This window comes from uncultured Phycicoccus sp. (assembly GCF_947495705.1).
GTDB lineage: Bacteria > Actinomycetota > Actinomycetes > Actinomycetales > Dermatophilaceae > Phycicoccus.
In genome coordinates this window covers 238,735-258,381 of sequence record NZ_CANLZR010000004.1, presented here as the reverse complement: position 1 = coordinate 258,381, position 19,647 = coordinate 238,735, and the positions used below count along the sequence as shown (strand labels likewise).

The 19,647-nt window shown below is 71.1% G+C and carries 15 protein-coding genes, 2 tRNA genes and 1 pseudogene; 3 read left to right on the top strand and 15 right to left on the bottom strand.

Going from position 1 to position 19,647, the window contains the following annotated elements:
* The first annotated feature begins 546 nt into the window (after positions 1–546).
* Positions 547–1,521 carry a site-specific integrase gene (locus Q0963_RS08275; protein ID WP_299444934.1) on the top strand — a complete coding sequence of 325 codons (975 nt, stop codon included), beginning with the start codon at positions 547–549 and terminating at the stop codon, positions 1,519–1,521.
* A 252-nt stretch (positions 1,522–1,773) separates the two neighbouring features.
* Positions 1,774–2,643 carry a DUF2971 domain-containing protein gene (locus Q0963_RS16555; protein ID WP_367180041.1) on the top strand — a complete coding sequence of 290 codons (870 nt, stop codon included), beginning with the start codon at positions 1,774–1,776 and terminating at the stop codon, positions 2,641–2,643.
* Positions 2,644–2,721: 78 nt separating this feature from the next.
* Here Q0963_RS16555 and Q0963_RS08265 read toward each other — a convergent pair whose 3' ends face one another.
* The 7 genes from Q0963_RS08265 to gyrB all read right to left on the bottom strand — a co-directional run bounded on the left by Q0963_RS08265 (position 2,722) and on the right by gyrB (position 10,247).
* Complete coding sequence (locus Q0963_RS08265; protein ID WP_299444933.1) at positions 2,722–3,978, bottom strand: hypothetical protein; 1,257 nt, start codon at positions 3,976–3,978, stop codon at positions 2,722–2,724.
* A gap of 348 nt (positions 3,979–4,326) precedes the next feature.
* Positions 4,327–4,399, bottom strand: a tRNA-Ala gene (locus tag Q0963_RS08260).
* A gap of 48 nt (positions 4,400–4,447) precedes the next feature.
* Positions 4,448–4,570, bottom strand: coding sequence for a DLW-39 family protein (locus tag Q0963_RS08255; protein WP_299444932.1), 123 nt, complete (start codon positions 4,568–4,570; stop codon positions 4,448–4,450).
* Between the two features lie 33 nt (positions 4,571–4,603).
* Positions 4,604–4,680 (bottom strand) — tRNA-Ile (locus Q0963_RS08250).
* 95 nt (positions 4,681–4,775) lie between these two features.
* A complete protein-coding gene (locus tag Q0963_RS08245; protein WP_299444931.1) occupies positions 4,776–5,429 on the bottom strand; it encodes a DUF3566 domain-containing protein in 654 nt (217 codons plus the stop codon).
* Positions 5,426–8,110: a DNA gyrase subunit A gene (gene gyrA / locus Q0963_RS08240; RefSeq protein WP_299444930.1), complete on the bottom strand. Its 2,685-nt coding sequence runs from the start codon at positions 8,108–8,110 to the stop codon at positions 5,426–5,428. The genes Q0963_RS08245 and gyrA overlap by 4 nt, the downstream gene beginning before the upstream one ends.
* 52 nt (positions 8,111–8,162) lie before the next feature.
* Positions 8,163–10,247 carry a DNA topoisomerase (ATP-hydrolyzing) subunit B gene (gene gyrB / locus Q0963_RS08235; protein WP_299444929.1) on the bottom strand — a complete coding sequence of 695 codons (2,085 nt, stop codon included), beginning with the start codon at positions 10,245–10,247 and terminating at the stop codon, positions 8,163–8,165.
* A gap of 301 nt (positions 10,248–10,548) precedes the next feature.
* Between gyrB and Q0963_RS08230 the strand changes: the two genes are divergently transcribed.
* Positions 10,549–11,247 carry a hypothetical protein gene (locus Q0963_RS08230; protein WP_299444928.1) on the top strand — a complete coding sequence of 233 codons (699 nt, stop codon included), beginning with the start codon at positions 10,549–10,551 and terminating at the stop codon, positions 11,245–11,247.
* Between the two features lie 21 nt (positions 11,248–11,268).
* Here the strand turns inward: Q0963_RS08230 and Q0963_RS08225 are convergent, their stop codons facing one another.
* From Q0963_RS08225 to dnaN, 8 genes and pseudogenes are all read right to left on the bottom strand, one after another.
* Positions 11,269–12,729: a protealysin inhibitor emfourin gene (locus tag Q0963_RS08225; protein WP_299444927.1), complete on the bottom strand. Its 1,461-nt coding sequence runs from the start codon at positions 12,727–12,729 to the stop codon at positions 11,269–11,271.
* Between the two features lie 48 nt (positions 12,730–12,777).
* The gene (locus tag Q0963_RS08220; RefSeq protein WP_299444926.1) at positions 12,778–14,058 is read right to left on the bottom strand and encodes a glycoside hydrolase family 32 protein; all 1,281 of its coding nucleotides are present in this window, start codon (positions 14,056–14,058) and stop codon (positions 12,778–12,780) included.
* On the bottom strand, positions 14,051–14,851 hold the full coding sequence (locus Q0963_RS08215; RefSeq protein WP_299444925.1) for an enoyl-CoA hydratase-related protein: 801 nt from the start codon (positions 14,849–14,851) through the stop codon (positions 14,051–14,053). Before Q0963_RS08215 ends, Q0963_RS08220 begins: the two co-directional genes overlap by 8 nt.
* Before the next feature lie 10 nt (positions 14,852–14,861).
* Complete coding sequence (locus Q0963_RS08210; protein WP_299444924.1) at positions 14,862–15,335, bottom strand: nitroreductase family deazaflavin-dependent oxidoreductase; 474 nt, start codon at positions 15,333–15,335, stop codon at positions 14,862–14,864.
* A gap of 73 nt (positions 15,336–15,408) precedes the next feature.
* Complete coding sequence (locus Q0963_RS08205) at positions 15,409–15,963, bottom strand: DUF721 domain-containing protein (protein ID WP_299444923.1); 555 nt, start codon at positions 15,961–15,963, stop codon at positions 15,409–15,411.
* A complete protein-coding gene (recF, locus tag Q0963_RS08200; protein ID WP_299444922.1) occupies positions 15,953–17,164 on the bottom strand; it encodes a DNA replication/repair protein RecF in 1,212 nt (403 codons plus the stop codon). The genes Q0963_RS08205 and recF overlap by 11 nt, the downstream gene beginning before the upstream one ends.
* A 224-nt stretch (positions 17,165–17,388) precedes the next feature.
* Positions 17,389–18,258, bottom strand: a pseudogene (gene gnd / locus Q0963_RS08195) (phosphogluconate dehydrogenase (NAD(+)-dependent, decarboxylating)); the annotation flags it as partial.
* A gap of 80 nt (positions 18,259–18,338) precedes the next feature.
* A complete protein-coding gene (gene dnaN / locus Q0963_RS08190; protein ID WP_299444920.1) occupies positions 18,339–19,472 on the bottom strand; it encodes a DNA polymerase III subunit beta in 1,134 nt (377 codons plus the stop codon).
* Positions 19,473–19,647 lie beyond the last annotated feature (175 nt).

Sequence of the window (19,647 nt, the reverse complement as noted above, 5' to 3'; positions counted from 1 at the left end):
CTGACGAGGCCGCGGATTGGTCGGCCATGGCGCCCCTCTCTGCTCCCAGACCAATAGTAGGGGTCGCTGCGCCTCACCGCGCGTGACCCGCAATGGGCACGCCTCCTGGTCCTCCTACGCCGACCTTCCTGCCTGCGCGTCCGGGGGACACCGCCTTGGTCTTGAGAATCGGGTTCCGCATCTCCAGATCGATTCATAGGGGTGTGGCACCAAAGCATTGCAGCGGACACTCACCTAGCCGGGCAGCAACATTGCCGGAGGCCCTGGAGGTGAACACCACTGCAGGGCTGTGGTCTTCATGCCTGGGTGCGCCCCGCTCTGAGGAGTTCGCGCCTCGCGGCTGCACCCGCGAGGAGCACTACTCGATGGTGGCGCAGGCCGCGTGACATGCGCTCGTCGGTGAAGGGACAGGCGTGATGGGACTGCGACACCACGGACTCGACGGACCCACGTTCCAGATGCGAGAAGATCTTCGCGATCGGAGACGACTTCTGGATCGAGGACTCGAACGGGAACAGGGTCTTCGAGGTGAACGGCTAGGAGACGGTGCGGCCGAACCTGTCGCCGGCCACCACCCCGAACTACGAGATGTTCTCGCGGCTGTATATCGTCCCGGATCTCGGCGACGGCAAGCTCGACAAGCTGATGGTCCGCGACGTCCAAGTGTGGGTCAACGGGCTGCGCGTGCGGTGTCAGTGCTGCTCCCAGGGCAAGGATGCCGCGCGGCCGGAGCCGCAGTGCTGTGCCCTCGGCGCGCACTGCCATGAGGTCGCGTCGGACTGGACGGTCCACCAGGCGTGGCGAGTCCTGCGCGGTGCGCTGACCCAGGCGATGCGCGAAGGGCTCGTCTTCCGCAACGTTGCCGCGCTGGTACGCGTATCCATGCCGCGGTCGAAGAAGATGCCGGTGTGGACCGTCGACGAGGCGCGGCGGTTCCTCGAGTCGGCGCGCGCGGATGGTGATCCGTTGTACGCCGGGTACGTCCCGCTGCTCACCCTCGGGCTGCGGCGCGGGGAGATGCTCGGGTTGGCATGGGAGGACGTCGACCTCGAGCAGGGCGAGGCGCTCATCGCGTGGCAGGTTCAGCGGGTCGACCACTCGCTGCTCCGGCGCCACACGAAGACCCCGTCCTCGGATGCGCCGCTACCGCTGCCGGAGATCGCGGTCAGCGCACTCGAGCGGCATCGTGTCGAGGAGGCTAGGCGGCAGCTCGCGGCCGGCGACATGTGGGGCGACTGCGGCTTGGTCTTCACGAGCCGGCTCGGCGATCCGGTGGACCCACGCAATTTCCACCGCGACTTCAAGCTCAGGGCCGCCGAGGCCGGCGTGTTGGTCGTCCCCATTCACTCAACTTGGCGGACTTGCGCGAGCCTCCTCGTCGCACTCGATGTCCACCCGCGGGTGGCCATCGCCGTACTCAGGCACAGCCGCATCGCGCTCACGATGGAGATCTACTCACAGGTCTCGTCGACGTCGACCCGAGAGGCACTGAAGAGCCTCGGTCAGGAGTTGGCGACTTGAGCGCAAGTCACCTCCCCCCGTCGGTCCCGACGCGATTCGCCCCCACTCCAAGTTGCTGGTCGTACGACCCTGCGCTGCTTTGAACTGGGCCGGAGGTCAGCGGTCGACTTCTCGGCTACCGAATAGGTTCGGGCAGGGAGCCGTTTGATGGAGAGGTGCCGTCTGCGCTCGAGTGGCGGGAGAAGCACAGATGCCCTGCCGCATCGATGATGGGCCGTAGGTGGATCAGTGTGCTCCTCAGTATCTTGGAGTATGAGCAACCTCTATGACTGGTTGAGCGACCCAAGAGAGCCAGCGAATTCTCCGCATGACGAGGCTCTACCGGCGTATCTGTTCCGATACCTAGCGCCAGACGGGCTCCTCCATACCATTCAGAGCCGCGCTCTGCGAATGAACGCCTGGTCGCAGATGAACGATCCACGAGAGGCTAGGCAATGGGTGCCGCGGGGTGAACTGCGTGCTTCAGGGTCATACCACACAGAGGCACTCATGCTCCATGTCGATAGTGTCCTGCGCCGTTCCGCCAGGTTGCTTTCGCTCACAGAAGACCGACGCCCCACTACCGAAGAGTCCGAGCGATTTCTCTTCCATCGCGGATGGGCCAGGGCGGCGATGTGGGCCCACTACGCCGATTCTCACCGTGGAGTCTGCTTAGTGCTCGAGACGGCGGCGCTCATGGAGGCCGTGAGAAACATGCCTGCTCGCCTTGGCCGCTACACGACTTGGGGGCGGGTCCGTTACGCGGACGTGCCTATAACCATTGGACTCGCTGGGAGCTTCGCAGATCAGTCAGCGTTGGATGACGCGCTCGAGAACTTTCTTGACCAGCGTTATACCATCTCAGATCTACACATGCTCAAGAACACCGACTGGTCAGACGAGATGGAGGTTCGTCTAGCCACTATCGACCTTAGCCTTTCAGAGATCGAGATGGACAAACCCCTGTCCTTCCCCATCGGCGCATGCCTCAGAGGCGTGGTCTTTGGTGACGCACATGCCTCCCCTCAGCTGGTTGCGAGCGGAATACGATCTGAGATGGGTACTGCTGCTCCAGAGATGTTCCTGTGCAGATGGACCGACGGACTTCCTAATCTTCAGGCTTTCGAGGGCCGCCCTAGCTGAGAAAATCGCCGTTCATTGCCTAATGCGAAGCCATATTCTGTGCGTGAGAATAGTTCGACACGAGTCCAGTTTCTAAGACTACATAGGACGCCAGATCCACCGGGGCTCGAATGAAAGTCGGTTGGGCACCGGGGCCCGCTCCTTCAAAAGAGTTTGATTCCCACGCACGGTCACCTGTGGGGTGCAGTGGAAGCGCTCGAAGTTGGCGACTTCTCGGTCTGCGAGGCGCTCCGCGTCATCGAGATTCAGAGTTCCCGCTAGGACAGTCGCCTCCCTAAACGTCAACCAACCGCCATCCAACTGTAGATGCGTGAAATCGGTAACGCGGGACTCAAAGCGGGTGCCCGTGAAGCGGGCTACGCCGGACTTCAGTCGCATGCGGGTGAACCGCGCTGCCGATCCAGGTGCAAAGTGACTGTTCACTATCCCAAAGCTCCCTCCGTCCACCCGTAGCTGCCTAAATCCTCCCCTGCCCACGAACTCGACGTTTTCGAACCAAACGAAGCCGGACTTGCCGACGGTCAATTCGCCAAAGTGCGTCCCTCCCTCGAAGCGACACTTCCTGAAGATCAACTGCGCGCTTCCCTGCACCCGGGCGCCCGTCATGGTGAAGGACCCTGTGAATTTCGACTCCTCGAAGAGAAATCGGCCCGAGGTGAACACCGCCCCGTTGAGATCGTAGTGAAGTGGCGACCACGAGTGCTTAGCCTTTGCGCTGAGGCGCCGAGCCAAGGTAAGCGCCACCGCTTCCCGAACCTCGACGTCGGCTGGATCGACGGATCCGTCCGAGAGCGAGTGTTCAGGCATCCGCAAGTACGCACAGAGGACATCCACGCACGATTGGGCACCGGGTTGGGAGCCCGCCACGAGCCAATCGTCCGCCGTCTGTCCCAAGGCGTAGACGCCCGCAATGCGAACGGCCGCCTCAGGTCTACCCAGGTGGTCGACAGCGTCCGCAAATCTCTGCCTGAGTGCGCTCGCTTTGGAACGCTCGTTCTCGTCGCTGCCGAGCCGATGCTGCGCGACCGCTAGGACATGCTCGAGTTCCTTGGTCCTTTGCCTCCGGAAGGCCAGGCCACCAGCAACGCCGGCGCCAACGAGACCCGTCGCCGCCAAGGTGGACCGGGTCACGTCGTACAGCTCGGCCGAAGAGAGCTGGACCAGTCTGGGGTCCCGCAGAATCTCCCACTTGGGCCCCGATACTAAAGCCGCGAAGAGCAAGAAGAAGATTGCGCCCACGACCAGAGTAAGGATGGCAATGAGCGCCAGCAGCCAGCCCAGTCGCCACCCAACTCGGCCGTCCGGTTCTTGAGCGCCACTGTTTGGCTTCGACATTGACCGAGGTTACGGCATCGGCGCTGGTGGGCCTCAACTTCATGCAGTTCTGCACACAAGTCGTCGGCCCCGTCATCTCCTCCGGCGATTGATACAGCGGGACGGTGCCGTCAAGCAGCTGTGGAGACCCCCGTTTGCGATCGTATGCCCGCCTCGACCAGGCTGGGTCAGGGACCAGGCAAGGTTGGCTCCCGCTGCCACCCCGCCGGAGAAGGGGATGGACCGGTGATGCCTTCAGGCCGGCGCGCTCCATTCCCGGCTCGGTACGTGACCCACTGCAGTACTTCTCTGGGGTACAGACGCGTCAGAGGCCGCTCCCGACGAGCGGAAAGGGCCTCTGACCTGCGGTGGAGCCAAGGGGACTCGAACCCCTAACCCCCTGCTTGCAAAGCAGGTGCGCTACCAATTGCGCCATGGCCCCTGGGTGCGCCGGCCCGCGGCTGCCCGCGGGCGCACAGCACCAGGTGGATCAGCTGCGGGGCGAGTCGGTGGCCTCGGCCCAGAGCCGGTTCTCGGCCTGCTTGTCCTTGATCTGCTTCGTGATCGCGAGCGCGCCGACAGCCGACGCGAGGAGGACGAGGAGCTTCTTCACGAACAACACCTACCTGGAGGGGGAAGGGGTCGGTGGTGGGCCTAACAGGACTTGAACCTGTGGCCTCTTCCTTATCAGGGAAGCGCTCTAACCGTCTGAGCTATAGGCCCGTTCGCCGACCGGCGGCGCCCCCCGTCGAGGAGGGCGCGGTGCACGAGATTACCTCACCCGACCCACCTCGCCCAAAACGGGCGAGCGCCGCGGGTCAGTCGTCGGTGAGGGTGAGGCTGACACCGCCGACGAGGGCGCTCGAGACGTTGTAGAGGAACGCCGCGAGCGTCGCGATGGCGGTGAACAGGATGACGTCGACGACCCCGATGACGATCGACAGCGACACCACGCGGGTGAAGCCGACGAAGTCGAGGATGTCGAACGTCTGCCCGTCGTCCTGGATGACCTGCCCGACGACGCCGTTGACCTGGTCGAAGACGCCCATCGCGTCGAGGACGGTCCACAGCACGACCGTCATGACGACGAGCGCGATGCCGAGGGCCACCGACAGCAGGAACGACATCTTCATCGCCGACCACGGGTCGATCCGCGAGACGGTCAGGCGCACACGCCGGGCCGAGATGCGACGGGGAGCGCCGGCGGCACCGGCCGGGCGCTGCACCGGGCCGCCCGGACCCTCCTGGACGGGCCCGGCCGCGGGGCCCTTGGCCGGCAGGGCCGCCGTGCGCTGCGAGGCGTCACGGGCCGGCGCCGGGCCGGACGGAGCAGCCTCACGACGGACGGTCCCGCCCTCGCGGCCAGGGCCGGACCCGGATCCCGAACGCCCGGAGTCGGCGCCCTGCGACGGGCTGCGCCGGGGAGGCGTCGAGGAGCGCACCGGGCGCCCCGCGTGGTCTGCGGTGCTCACTCACGGCCTCCTGCGGCGTCGGACTCGTCGTCGTCCGACGGTACGGCATCCGGCGTCACGTCGGCCACTTCGGCCCCCGGGGTCTCAGCGCTCGTGACCGACTCGTCACCGGACTGCTCGACGACCTCGCCCACGACGACCTCACCCGTGACCTGCGCCGACGCGTCCGCGTCGCCCGCTGCCTCGGCCTCGGCCTCGGCGGCCTCCACGGCCTCCTCGACCTCCTTCTCGGGGTTGCGGGTGACCGCGACGATCGCGTCGTTCTTGCCGGGCTTGGCGAACTGGACGCCCATCGTGTTGCGGCCGGTGAGGCGCACCTCGTCGACCCGCGAGCGGACGATGTTGCCGCGCTCGAACACGACGAGCACCTCGTCGTTCTCGTCGACGGTCAGCGCGCCGACCAGGTCGCCGCCCTTCTCGGACAGCTTCGCGACGGCGACGCCGTAGATGGCCCGACCCTTGACCGTCCAGTCGTGGACCTTGGAGCGCTTCGCGAGCCCGGACTCGAAGACGACGAAGACGTCGGGGTCGGTGCCGGCGGTGACCACCGACATCGACAGCAGCGAGTCGGCGTCCTTGAACTTCATGCCGGTGACCCCGGAGGTGGCCCGGCCCATCGGGCGCAGCGTCGCGTCGTCGGCGTGGAAGCGCACCGACTGCCCCTTGCGGGAGACGAGCAGCAGGTCGTCGTCGGACTCCACGAGCCCGACCCCGACCAGCTCGTCCCCGTCGCGGAGGTTGACCGCGATGAGGCCACCGGTGCGGGGGCTGTCGTACTCGGCGAGCCGGGTCTTCTTCACGAGGCCGTTGCGGGTCGCGAGGACGAGGTACGGCGCATCGGCGTACGTGCGGATGGCGAGCACCTGGGCGATCTCCTCGCCGGGCTGGAACGCCATGACGTTGGCGACGTGCTGGCCCTTGGAGTCGCGCCCGGCGTCCGGAAGCTCGTACGTCTTGGCCCGGTACACCCGGCCGAGGTTGGTGAAGAACAGCAGCCAGTGGTGCGAGGTGGTCGTGAAGAAGTGCGACACCATGTCCTCGCCGCGCAGCGACGCGCCCCGCACGCCCTTGCCGCCACGGCGCTGCGAGCGGTACGCGTCGACCCGGGTGCGCTTGGCGTAGCCGCCCCGGGTGATCGTGACGACGACGTCCTCCTCGGGGATGAGGTCCTCCATCGACATGTCGCCGTCGCCCGGCATGATCGTCGTCCGCCGCTCGTCGCCGAACTTCTCGACGATCGCGCCGAGCTCGTCCGAGACGATGTCCCGCTGCCGCTGGGGGCGGGCGAGGATGTCGGTGAAGTCCTCGATCTGGGTCTGCAGCTTGTCGTGGTCGTCGATGATCTTCTGCCGCTCCAGGGCCGCGAGCCGGCGCAGCTGGAGGTTGAGGATCGCGCTGGCCTGGATCTCGTCGATCTCGAGCAGCGCGATGAGCCCGGCGCGGGCCTCCTCGACGGTGGGGGAGCGACGGATGAGCGCGATGACCTCGTCGAGCAGGTCGAGCGCCTTGAGGTAGCCGCGGAGGATGTGGATCTCCTCCTCCGCCTTGCGCAGCCGGTACTCGGTGCGCCGGCGGATGACCTCGATCTGGTGGTCGACCCAGTGCCGGATGAACGCGTCGATCGGCAGCGTGCGCGGCACCCCGTCGACGAGCGCGAGCATGTTCGCGCCGAACGAGGTCTGCAGCTGGGTGTGCTTGTAGAGGTTGTTGAGCACGACCTTCGCGACGGCGTCACGGCGCAGCACGATGACGAGGCGCTGGCCGGTGCGGCCCGAGGTCTCGTCGCGGATGTCGGCGATGCCGCCGAGCCGGCCGTCCTTGACGTGCTCGGCGATCTTCTGGGCGAGGCTGTCGGGGTTGACCTGGTACGGCAGCTCGGTGACGACGAGGCACTGCCGGCCCTGGATCTCCTCGACCTCGACGACCGCCCGCATGATGACCGAGCCGCGGCCGGTGCGGTACGCGTCCTCGATGCCCTGGTGGCCCATGATGAGCGCACCGGTGGGGAAGTCCGGGCCGGGGATCTCGCGCATCACCGCGTCGAGCATCTCCTCGCGGGAGGCGTCGGGGTGGCGCAGCACCCATTCGGCGGCGGCCGCGACCTCGCGCAGGTTGTGCGGCGGGATCTGGGTGGCCATGCCGACGGCGATGCCGGAGCTGCCGTTGACGAGGAGGTTGGGGAAGCGGCTGGGCAGGACCTCGGGCTCGAGGGTCTTGCCGTCGTAGTTCGGCTTGAAGTCGACGGTCTCCTGCTCGATGTCGCGGACCATCTCCATCGACAGCGGCGCCATGCGGCACTCGGTGTACCGCGGCGCGGCGGCCGGGTCGTCACCGGGGGAGCCGAAGTTGCCCTGGCCCTGGACGAGCGGGTAGCGCAGCGACCAGTCCTGGACGAGCCGGACGAGGGCGTCGTAGATGGCGCTGTCGCCGTGCGGGTGGTACTGGCCCATGACGTCGCCGACGACGCGGCTGCACTTGTTGAAGCCGCGGTCGGGGCGGTACCCGCCGTCGTACATCGCGTAGAGCACGCGGCGGTGCACCGGCTTGAGGCCGTCGCGGACGTCGGGGAGCGCGCGGCTCACGATGACGCTCATCGCGTACTCGATGTACGACCGCTGCATCTCGGCGTTGAGGTCGATCGGCTCCGTGCGGTCGGTCTCGACGGGCGGCTGCTCGGTCATCGGGGTCCTTCGTCAGTGGTCGTGCGGTGGGACGGGCGTGCGGGCCGGAGCCTCAGATGTCGAGGAAGCGGACGTCGCGGGCGTTGCGCTGGATGAACGAGCGTCGGGACTCGACGTCCTCGCCCATGAGGACCGAGAAGATCTCGTCGGCGGCGGCGGCGTCGTCGAGGGTGACCTGGAGCAGGACCCGCTGGTCGGGGTCCATCGTGGTCTCCCACAGCTCCTGGTAGTCCATCTCGCCGAGACCCTTGTACCGCTGGATCGGGTTGTCCTTCGGCAGCCGGCGGCCCTTGCTCTGCCCCTCGGCGACCAGGGCGTCGCGCTCGCGGTCGGTGAACGCGAACTCGTGCGGGGCGTTGGACCACTTGAGCCGGTACAGCGGCGGCTGGGCGAGGTAGACGTACCCGGCCTCGATGAGCGGCTTCATGAACCGGAACAGCAGGGTGAGCAGCAGGGTGCGGATGTGCATGCCGTCGACGTCGGCGTCGGCCATCAGCACGATCTTGTGGTACCTGGCCTTCTCGAGGTCGAAGTCCTCGCCGATGCCGGTGCCGAACGCCGAGATGAGCGCCTGGACCTCCTGGTTGGCCAGGGCCTTGTCGAGGCGGGCCCGCTCGACGTTGAGGATCTTGCCGCGGATCGGGAGGATCGCCTGCGCGTACGGGTTGCGGCCGCGGACCGCGGAGCCGCCGGCGGAGTCACCCTCGACGATGAACACCTCGGAGACGGCCGGGTCCTTGGCCTGGCAGTCGCGCAGCTTGCCGGGCAGGCCGCCGGACTCGAGCACCCGCTTGCGGGTGGCCTCGCGGGCCTTGCGCGCGGCGAGCCGGGCGGTGGCCGCCTGGATCGCCTTGCGGACGATCTCGCGGCCCTCGTTCGGGTGGCTGTCGAGCCACGCGCCGAAGGACTCGGTCATCGCGCGCTGGACGAAGCCCTTGACCTCGGAGTTGCCGAGCTTGGTCTTGGTCTGGCCCTCGAACTGGGGCTCGCCGAGCTTGACGGAGATGACGGCGGTCAGGCCCTCGCGGGCGTCGTCGCCGGTGAGGTTGTCGTCCTTGTCCTTGAGCTGGTTCTGCTTGCGCGCGAAGTCGTTGACCAGCTTGGTCAGCGCCGCGCGGAAGCCCTCTTCGTGGGTGCCGCCCTCGTGGGTGTTGATGGTGTTCGCGTAGGTGTGGACGGACTCGCTGTACGAGGTGGTCCACTGCATCGCGAGCTCGAGGGACAGCGCCCGCTCGGTGTCCTCGACCTCGATCGAGATGACGTCGGGGTGCACCGGCTCGGTGCGCTTGGACGCGTTGAGGTGGTTGACGTAGTCGACGAGCCCGTCGTCGTAGCGGTAGCTGACCTTCTTCGCGGTCGTCGTGCGGGTCTCGCCGGAGGCGTCGTCGGTGGACTCGACCTGCTCGACCTCGTCGATCGCGTCGAGGTCGACGTCGGCGGCGGGGGCGTCGGGCACCCGCTCGTCGACGAGGGTGATGGTGAGCCCCTTGTTGAGGAAGGCGTACTGCTGGAAGCGCGAGCGCAGCGTCTCGTAGTCGTAGTGGGTGGTCTCGAAGATGTCCTCGCTGGCCCAGAACGTGATGGTCGTGCCGGTGCGGTCGGTCTCTTCCTCACGGGTGAGCGGCTTGACCGCGACCCCGCCCTGGAAGCTCATCCGGTGGGCGTAGCCCTTCTGCCGGACGCACACGTCGAGGCGGGTGGACAGGGCGTTGACCACCGAGGACCCGACGCCGTGCAGACCGCCGGACACCTTGTAGCCGCCGCCGCCGAACTTGCCGCCGGCGTGCAGCTGGGTGAGGACGAGCTCGACGGCGCTGACGCCCTCGGTGGGGTGGATGTCGGTGGGGATGCCGCGGCCGTTGTCCTTGACCCGGACGGCGCCGTCCTCCATGAGGGTGACGTCGATGGTGTCGGCGTACCCGGCGAGGGCCTCGTCGACGGCGTTGTCGACGATCTCCCAGACGAGGTGGTGCAGACCGCGCTCGCCGGTGGAGCCGATGTACATGCCGGGGCGCTTGCGGACGGCCTCGAGGCCCTCGAGCACCGTGATGGACCCCGCGTCGTACGCGGGACCCTCGGCCACCGGGACCGGGGGCTGCACGGGCACGTCGGGGGTCTGGTCGGGCTGGTCGGCCACGGGTCTCCTTCGAGGATGGGCCGGCCCGACGCGACGGTCGGGACGGCACATGGCGCGCGCCCGCGGGTGCGAACTCACCCGGGGCGCGGTGTCGGCCTCCAGTCTACCGGTCAGATGGGACGCATCACCCGCTGGGAGGCCCGTGGCGGGCATTTTCCGGCCGGTTCCCGGTGCCCGACGACTCCCCACACGCGGACGGGCCCCCCAGCGGCCCTGACCGCCCTTCCCCGCGACGGGGCGCCGACCGCCGATCCGCCCCGAACCCGGGGTGCCGCGCGGGCGGCTCGGCTACCGTCGGCGCATGGGGTGGATGAGGCGTCCGGCGGCCGGGACGGCGGCTGCGACCGCGGCCGTGCTGGCGCTGTCGGGGTGCGGTCTCGTCGCCCGGTTCGGCTCGGACGGACCCGCCTCGACCGGCTCCTCAGCGGCGGCCTCGGCGGCGGCACCGTCCGCCCCGGACGGGCCCGGCCAGGCGCCGGCGAGCGCACCGGCCGGGACGACGGTCGTCGAGGCGGGCCGCGCCCGGATCCGTTTCGCGGTCCCCGAGTCGTGGGAGGTCGTCGACTTCACCGACCTGCTCGAACAGGCCGACGCAGACGAGCTGGAGGCGGCGGCCGACGGCATGAACCTCACGGCCGGCCAGTTCCGAGCCGCCGCGAGCAACACCGACCTCGGGGTCTTCGGGCCGCCGACCGCGGACTTCGCCCCGAACATCAACGTGCAGCTCTCGCCCGTCGAGGAGGTGCCGAGCGCCGAGCAGATGCGCACGGGCCTGACGACGATCGGCGCCGACGTGCAGGACGTGCTGGACGTGACGACGCCGCTGGGGCCGGGCCGCGTCACCGTCTACCGCCTCGACGTGGCCGGCACGACCGCGTACGGCCGCCAGCTGGGGGTCAAGGGCCCGGGTGGGGTCGCGCTCATCACCGTCTCGCACGGGGACGCCGAGCAGGCCGAGCGCGTGGAGCAGGTGCTGCGCTCCACGCTGACCGGGTCCTGACGCCCGAGCGACGGTGCCCGCCTACGCGCCGCCGGGGCTGAGCGTGCGCTCGAGCAGGTCGCGCACCTCGTCGGTGAGCGCGGGCTCGGGGAGCTGGACGTCGAGCACCGGCTGGGCGCACGAGACGCCGTAGCAGAACGCGTCGGGCCGGGTGCGGGACGCGTCGTCGGCGGCCTCGGCGATGCGGCGCAGCCGGCCCTGCTCGAGCAGCGTGCGCCACTGGTGGCTGTCGGCGTCGGGGAGCTCGGCCAGCGGCACGGTGCGCTCGCGGACGATGCCGGCGATCCCGCCGGTGCGCCGGACGGTGACCTCGGTGCCCGGGGTGGGGGCCTGCGGCACCTGCGGAGTCTCGGGCACCTGCGGCTCGACCTCCCCCGCGTCGTCCCCGGCCGGTGCGCCGTCGAGCGCGAGCCCGACCCCGGCCCACGCCGCGGCCACCGCCTCGGCCTCGCGGGACCCGTCGCCGTACCGGGCACGCGCGGCCGCGTGGGTGAGCCCGGCGAAGGTGACGAAGTCGCAGTCGGCGCGGATCTCGCCGACGATCGTGTCGTACCAGATCTGGCCGGGCACCTCCCAGGCGTTGCCGCCGAGCGCCACGGCGAGGTCGTGGAACGCCTTGTTCGGGATGCCGGAGTTCACGTGCACACCGCCGTTGTCCTCGGACATCGACACGTAGTCGCGCATGTGCGCGGGCTGCGGGTCGCGGCCCAGGCGGGGGTCGTCGTACGCGGTGCCGGGCGCGGCCATCGACCGCAGGGCGATGCCCTGCACCCCGGGCGCGAGCAGCTCGGCGCCGACGAGCCAGTCGGCCTGGTCGGCGCTCTGGCCGAGGACGTGCTGCTTGACGAGGACCCCGAACACGTCGGACACCGACTCGTTGAGCGCCCCGGACTGGCCCTGGTAGTTGAGCCCGGAGGTGTACTGGGTGACGCCGTGGGCGAGCTCGTGGCCGATGACGTCGAGGCTGCGGGTGAACCCGAGGAAGACGACGCCGTCGCCGTCGCCGAACACCATCTGACGGCCGTCCCAGAAGGCGTTGTCGTAGTCGCGCCCGTAGTGCACCGTCGCGACGAGGGGCAGGCCCTTGTCGTCGAGGGAGCTGCGGCCGTACGCCTGCCGCCACAGCGCCCACGTGTCGCCGAGACCGTCGTAGGCCTGGCTGACGGCCTCGTCGCCGGTGGCCGGGTCGCCCTCGCCACGGACCTCGGTGCCGGGCAGGCTCGTGCCCTGCTGGGCGTCGTAGACGGTGCGCTGCGGCCCCTCGCCGGTGCCCGGCTCGAGCGCGGGCTGCGGGCCGGACCGCCCGGGGCGCAGCTCGGCGGTGACCCGCCCGCGCCGGATGAGGTCGTCGACCCGCAGCGTGGCGACCGCCGGCTCGGCGACCCGCGGGTCGCCCGAGGCCGCGAGCGCGGCCAGCAGGTAGGGCGGCACGATCGTGCAGTGCGGGGCCGGCGGCCGGGCGGGGGCTGCGGAGGAGGTCATGCCCCCACGATGCCCCCGGCCTCCGACAGCCGCGACCGGTGCGCACGGTCAGCCGACCTGGCGCACCACGACCTGTCCCGGCCCGGTCGGCTCAACGGCGAGGTCGGCGGCCGGGGGTACCGGCACGGCGAGGATGCCCCCGTCGGTGAAGACCTCGACGACGAGCCGGTCGACGAGGATGCCGACCTCGTCCCCGCCGTCCAGCGGGACGAAGTGCCGCGCGTCATCGGCGACGACGAGGATGTCGCCCTCCCGGGAGAGCCGCAGCAGCGGGACGCCGCCGGCGGTGAGGGTCAGCGCGGAGCCCCGGCTCCACGTGAGCCAGGCCGCCTCCGGGACCGCGACCGGCGCCCCCTCGTGCGCGGTGCCGACGACGCTGCCGCCGGTGGCGACCGGATGGGGCCGGGCGACCAGCCGGTTCCCCCGCAGGGTGAGGACCTGCGGGACGCTGGCGGCGCCGGCCCACCGGCCGCCGGGGTCCTCGACACCCCGCAGCCAGTGGATGAGCCCGGGCCGGCCCTCCCGGTCGCGGAAGGTCGACGACGCGTAGTACGACGGCCCGTAGCCGAGGCGGCCCCACGCCGTCGCGACGAACCGCCCGTCGACGAGGTCACCGACGCCGTAGCCGACCCAGTGCAGGGCGCCCGGCTCCCAGACCGACACGACGAGCACCCAGCGTCCGTCGAGCGGCACGAGCACCGGGCACTCCCAGCCGGCGCCGGTCCAGACCGGGTCGCGCTCGGTCGTGGCCCGGCGCACGAGCTCGCCGGCGAAGGTCCACTCGCGACGGTCCGGGGAGGTCCAGGTGAACGCCACGGCGGTGCCGTCGGTCAGGCCGCCGCCGAGGACCATCCGCCACGTCGTCCCGTCGTGCAGGACGAACGGGTCGCGGAAGGCGTCGACCTCCACTCCCTGCGGCAACTGGGCGACGACGGGCCCCTTGGCCCAGCGGTCCCAGGAGTCGTCGACCGGGGTCGCGACCCGGACCCGGCCCACGGTGACGTCCTCGACGTCGACCGCCGTGTAGTACAGCTGCGGACCCGGCTCGTCGTCTGCGGTGTCGCGGGGCAGGACGACGCTGCCCGACCACACCCCGCCGTCCCCGTCGCCGGGGGCCAGGGCGACCGGGCGGTGGCTCCAGCGGAGCAGGTCGTCGCTGACGGCATGGGCCCAGTGGCACGTCGCCGCCCACTCGACCTGGTCCGGGACGAACTGGGTGAACAGGTGCCAGCGCCCGCCGCTCCAGGTCAGGCCGAGCGGGTCGTTGACCCACCCCGTCTCCGGGGTCAGGTGGACGAGCGGCCGGGGGGCCGGGGCGGCGTCAGCCATGGCGCGACGGGGTCGCGGCGCCGCCCCGGGACAGCGCGGCGGCCATCCGCTCCTGGGCGACGGCGGAGTGGAAGAGCTCACCCGACAGCCGCGCCATCGCCTCCCCGTCGGCGTCGAACGCGGCGACGAGGTCGGCCCCGAGGAGCCGCTTGGCGGCGGTCAGCCCCTGCCGTGCTCCGGCTCGCAGGTCGTCCAGGACGGCCGCGACGGCCTCGTCGATGCCCGCCTCGTCGACGACCTGGGTGACCAGGCCCCCGGCGCGGGCCTCGGCGGCGGTGACGGCGCGGCCGGTGAGGAACCAGTCGGCGGCGGCCCGCGCAGTGAGCCGGTGCCGCAGCGGGATCGAGATGACGGCGGCGGCCAGCCCGAGCCGGACCTCGGTGAGCGCGAACGTCACGTCGTCGCGGCAGACGACGACGTCCGCGCTGGCGACCAGACCCAGGCCCCCGGCCCGCACCGGCCCGTCGAGCCGGATGACGACGGGCACCGGCAGCACGGCGAGCCGCCGCTGGACGCCGATGATGCCGCGCGCCGCCTCGACCATGTCGACGGTGGCCGCCTCCTTGAGGTCGGCGCCGGCGCAGAAGACCCGGTGCGACGAGCGGAGCAGCACGCCGTGGATCCCCTCGTCGGCGGCGAGGTCGTCGAGGTGGCCGGTGAGCTCGGCGACGAGCCGGCGCGACAGCGCGTTGCGGTTGTGCGGCGAGTCCAGGGTGAGGACCGCGATCCGGTCGTCGTCCTCGCGGCGGACGAGGGGGGTGTCGGGGCCGGGCTGCGTCGCGTCGTCGCTCACGGCCCCGACCCTAGCCGCGCCGCCCGTGCCAGCCCGCGGACTCGATCCGGAAGACCGGGAAGTCGGGCGCCGCGGCCGCGAGGTCGGCGTCCGAGGAGTCCTTGGTGAGTCCGTCGACGAACCGGCCGACCTCCCAGCCCCAGCGGCGCAGGTACCGGCGCAGCACCATGATGCGTTCGGCGTCCGGGAGCTCGACGAGCGCGACGGTCTCGCGGCGCCGACCCACCCGGAGCTCGCCGCCCCCGGAGGCGCGGACGTTGCGGACCCACTCCGTGACGCCCCGCGGTGCGACGAGGTAGCGGGCGCCGTCGATCGTCAGCACGTTCACCGGGGTCCGGCGCGGCATCCCGGACCGGCGCCCGCGCACGGTCAGGACCCGCGTGCCGAGGATGCTGACGCCCCGGTCCGTCAGCCACCGGACCGCGCCGTTGACGACGCGGTCGGCACCCCGCGGTGGGACGTAGCGGTACCTGGTCACGGTCATCACGCCGCCGGTCGGTGGTGGACGGGCCTCCCGTCCAGTCTGCGACCGCACCGTCCCCGCGTCCAACAGACCGTCACCCGTAGGTGTCGCGGGGGCCCCGGCCGTCCTGGGCCCGACGGAACCCGCGCGACCACGTGGGGGCGCTCGGACCGACGATCCGCAGCTCGGTCACCGTGCCCTCCCCGACGTCCTGCGCGAGTCGGGTCATCAGCGAGGACTCCAGGAGCCGCAGCTGGGTCGCCCACGCGGTGGAGTCCGCGCGCACGGTGAGGATGCCGTCGGCGAAGTCGGTCGGGTGCGAGTGCGCGGCCACGTCGGGGCCGACGATCGAGGGCCACCGCCCGATGACCGAGCCGACGGCGACCTCGGCGGCCCAGCCCCGCTCGGCGACGAACCGGTCCAGCTGGTCGCCGAGCAGCTGGGGGTCGCGGCCGCCGTCGCGCTTCTTGTCCCCGGGCAGGTCGCGCTGCCGGCGGCGGGGCTTCAGGCCGGGGCGCAGGCCCCTGGCCCGGGCGGCCGCCCGGGCCCGCGCGAGGGCCTCGGCGGCGGCGAGGCCCTCGTCGTCCGACGGCGGGTCGGCGGGGGTCGCGTCCTGCTGTGGCTCGGGGAGGTCGGGGTCAGGGGACATCGGGGGTCCCCACGTCGACCTCGCCGAGCGTCACCCGGTACGTCCGGCCGGCCAGGGCCGCCGGCACGTCCTCGGGGACGGCCGCGGTGACCAGCACCTGCTCGGCGTCGGCGACCATCGCGGCCAGCCGCTCGCGCCGCCCGGAGTCCAGCTCGGCGAACACGTCGTCCAGGACGAGCACCGGGTCGTCGCCGAGGTCGGTGCGCAGCAGCTGGAACGCCGCGAGCCGCAGGCCGAGGGCGAACGACCAGGACTCCCCGTGGCTCGCGTACCCCTTCGCGGGCAGCTCGCCGAGGGTGAGGACGACGTCGTCGCGGTGCGGACCGACGAGGCACACCCCGCGCTCCACCTCCTGGTCCCGGACCGCCGCGAGGGAGGCCAGGACCTGCGCGTGCAGCTCCTCCACCTCGGGCACCTCGCCGGCGGCCAGCCGCTCGGCCGTTTCCTCGCGCAGGGACGACCGGTACGCGACCCGCGCGTCGGACTGGCCGTTGCTCACCTCGTCGTAGGCCTTCGCGAGGTACGGCCCGAGGTCGCGAAGCAGCCGCAGCCGGGCGTACAGCAGCTGGGACCCGACCCCGGCGAGCTGGGTGTCCCAGATGTCGAGGGTGTGCAGCGCCGACGCCTCCGCCGAGGCGTCGACCGACTCCGCCCCGGGCCGCGGCCGGCGACCCCGGGCCCGCCGCGACAGGTAGGGCTGGGCCGACTTCAGCAGGGCGCTGCGCTGCTTGACGATGCGGTCGTACTCCTGGCGCACCCCCGACCAGCGCGGCTGCCGCGCCACGAGCAGGTCGTCGAGGAACCGGCGGCGCTCGCCGGGGTCCCCCTTGACGAGCGCGAGGTCCTCCGGCGCGAACAGCACCGTCCGTAGCGACCCCAGGACGTCGCGTGGACGCACCGGCGACCGGTTGAGCCGCGCCCGGTTGGCCCGCCCCGGCGTGATCTCGAGCTCGACCATCGTCTCGCGGCCGTTGCTCATGACGGCCCCGCGGACGACGGCCCGTTCCGCGCCGAACCGCACGAGCGGGGCGTCGGTGGCGACCCTGTGGCTCGACAGCGAGGCGAGGTACCCGATCGCCTCGACGAGGTTGGTCTTGCCCTGGCCGTTGAGGCCGACGAGGGTCGTCACGCCGGGCTCGAGCGGCAGCTCTGCCGTCGTGTAGCTGCGGAAGTCGGCGACCGACAGGTGCCGGACGTGCACCGGCCCGCTCAGCCCTTCTTGGCGGGGCGCTTGCGCGGGGGCCCGGAGCGGCCCGGCGAGGCGGGGCCGGCGGTCGTGGCCTCGGCGGACTTCTTCGCGGCCGTCTTCTTCGTCGGCTTCTTCTCCTTGCGGGCGGCGGCACGGGACGCGGCGGCCGCGGTCTCGGGGCCGGTGGCGTTCTCGTCCCGCAGCGCCTCGCCCTCGGCGACAGTCATCACCTGGTGCCCGCCGAACTGACCCCGCAGCGCGGCGACGGCCTGCATCGTCGGGGAGACCTTCTGCCGCGAGGCGAACCGGGCGAAGAGCGAGGCGCTGATGACGGGCATCGGCACCGCGAGCTCGATGGCCTCCTCGACGGTCCACCGGCCCTCGCCGGAGTCGGAGGTGTAGTCCGAGACCTTCTCGAGGGTCGGGTCCTCCTCGAGGGCGTCGACCATGAGGTCCAGCAGCCAGGACCGCACGACGGTGCCGCGGCTCCAGGCCTTGAACGCCCCCGGCACGTCGTCGACGATGTCCTTGCGCATGAGCAGCTCGTAGCCCTCGGCGTACGCGGCCATGAGCCCGTACTCGATGCCGTTGTGCACCATCTTCGTGTAGTGGCCCGCGCCGACCTTGCCGGCGTGGACGAAGCCCTCGTCGCGGGGGCCCTCGGGGCGCAGCGCGTCGAAGATCGGCATCGCGCGGCGGACGTTCGCCTTCGTGCCGCCGGCCATCAGGCCGTAGCCGTTCTCGAGACCCCAGATGCCGCCGGAGACGCCACAGTCGACGTAGCCGACCCCGGCCGCCTTGAGCACCTTCTCGTTCTCGACGTCGTCGGTCCACTTGCTGTTGCCGCCGTCGATGACGAGGTCGCCCTTGTCGAGGAGGTCCGCGAGGGCCAGGACCGTGTCGCGGGTGGGCGGCCCGTGCGGGACCATCACCCACACCACGCGGGGGGCGTCGAGCCGGGCGACCATGTCGGCGAGGCTCGAGGCGTCCGAGACGGCCTTGTTGCGGTCGTACCCGACCACCTCGTGGCCCGCGCGGCGGAGCCGCTCGCGCATGTTGCCGCCCATCTTCCCCAGGCCGACCAGTCCCAGCTGCATCCGGTGCTCCTCGTGTGCGTCGTCGGAAGTACGTGCGCGGTCAGCAGGCTACTGGGCGGCCGCGGCGGCGGCTCGGGCGTGCCCGGTCGTCAGGAGGCGTAGCGGACCGGCATGAGGACGTACCGGTACGAGGTGTCGGCCTCGCCGTCCTGCTCGGGCTGCCCCGACAGCACCGCGGGCCGGGAGGCCTGGGTGAACGAGATGCGCGACCAGTCGGTGCCGACCTGCCCGAGCCCGTCGAGCAGGTAGGTGGGGTTGAACGCGATCTCGATCTCGGGGCCGGTGAGCGTGCACTCGACGGCCTCGGACGCCTGGGCGTCGTCGCCGGTGCCGGCCTCGATGGCGACCTGGCCGTCGCTGAACCGCAGCCGGACCGGGGTGTTGCGCTCGGCGACGAGGGCGACGCGCTTGACGGCCTCGACGAGCTCGGAGGTCTTGACGACCGCGTCGGTGTCGGAGCTCGTCGGGAAGATCGAGGAGACCTTGGGGTACTCACCGTCCAGGAGGCGGGTCGTCGTGCGGCGGCGCCCGGCCTCGAAGCCCGCGAGCCCATCGCCGCCGGCGGTGGCGCCGAGCGCGACGTCGATCGAGCCGCTGGCGCCGAGGCTGCGGGCGGTCTCGGACAGGGTGCGCGCCGGGATGAGGACGACGTGGTTGGTGTCGGTGACCGTGGGGTTCCAGTGCAGCTCGCGCATCGCGAGCCGGTACCGGTCGGTGGCGAGCAGGGTCATCGTGTCGCCGTTGACCTCGACCCGCACCCCGGTGAGGATCGGCAGGGTGTCGCCGCGATCGGCCGCGACCGAGACCTGGGCGACGGCCTGGGTGAAGAGGTGCCCGTCGACCGAGCCGGTGGGCTCGGGGCTCGAGGGCAGGGTCGGGTAGTCGTCCGAGGGCATCATGAGCAGGCTGAACCGGGACGCCCCGCACGTGACCTGGACCTTGCTGCCCTCGGTGACGACGTCGATCGGGCGGTCGGGCAGGTTGCGCGAGATGTCGGCGAGCAGGCGGCCGAGCACGAGCACCGTGCCGGACTCCATGACGTCGGCGGCGACGGTGACCCGGGCCGAGACCTCGTAGTCGAACGCGCTGAGGGTGAGGGTGCCGTCGTCCGCTGCCTCGAGCAGGATGCCGGCCAGGACCGGGACCGGGGGGCGGGCCGGCAGCCCGCGGGCCACCCAGGTGACCGCCTCGGCCAGGACGTCGCGCTCGACGCGGAACTTCACGGATACCGCCCTATCCGGCGCGTCTGCGCGCGCCAACCAAGTCGTGCTGTGTGGTGCAAACCCCCGTCCCCTGACACGCCGAGGCGGTCCCGAGTCGGACGGGAGGACGACACTAGTGCACCGCACCGGGCGGCGGTACCGGTTGGCAGGGAACGGACGACCGGCTCCCCGGGGC

Coding starts and splice junctions, on each gene's coding strand:
- Q0963_RS08210 (WP_299444924.1), bottom strand. CDS start 15,335: ATGACCGTGACCAGGTACCGCTACGTCCCACCGCGGGGTGCCGACCGC.
- gyrA (WP_299444930.1), bottom strand. CDS start 8,110: ATGACCGAGCAGCCGCCCGTCGAGACCGACCGCACGGAGCCGATCGAC.
- Q0963_RS08225 (WP_299444927.1), bottom strand. CDS start 12,729: ATGACCTCCTCCGCAGCCCCCGCCCGGCCGCCGGCCCCGCACTGCACG.
- Q0963_RS08265 (WP_299444933.1), bottom strand. CDS start 3,978: ATGTCGAAGCCAAACAGTGGCGCTCAAGAACCGGACGGCCGAGTTGGG.
- Q0963_RS08230 (WP_299444928.1), top strand. CDS start 10,549: ATGGGGTGGATGAGGCGTCCGGCGGCCGGGACGGCGGCTGCGACCGCG.
- Q0963_RS08220 (WP_299444926.1), bottom strand. CDS start 14,058: ATGGCTGACGCCGCCCCGGCCCCCCGGCCGCTCGTCCACCTGACCCCG.
- Q0963_RS16555 (WP_367180041.1), top strand. CDS start 1,774: ATGAGCAACCTCTATGACTGGTTGAGCGACCCAAGAGAGCCAGCGAAT.
- Q0963_RS08205 (WP_299444923.1), bottom strand. CDS start 15,963: ATGTCCCCTGACCCCGACCTCCCCGAGCCACAGCAGGACGCGACCCCC.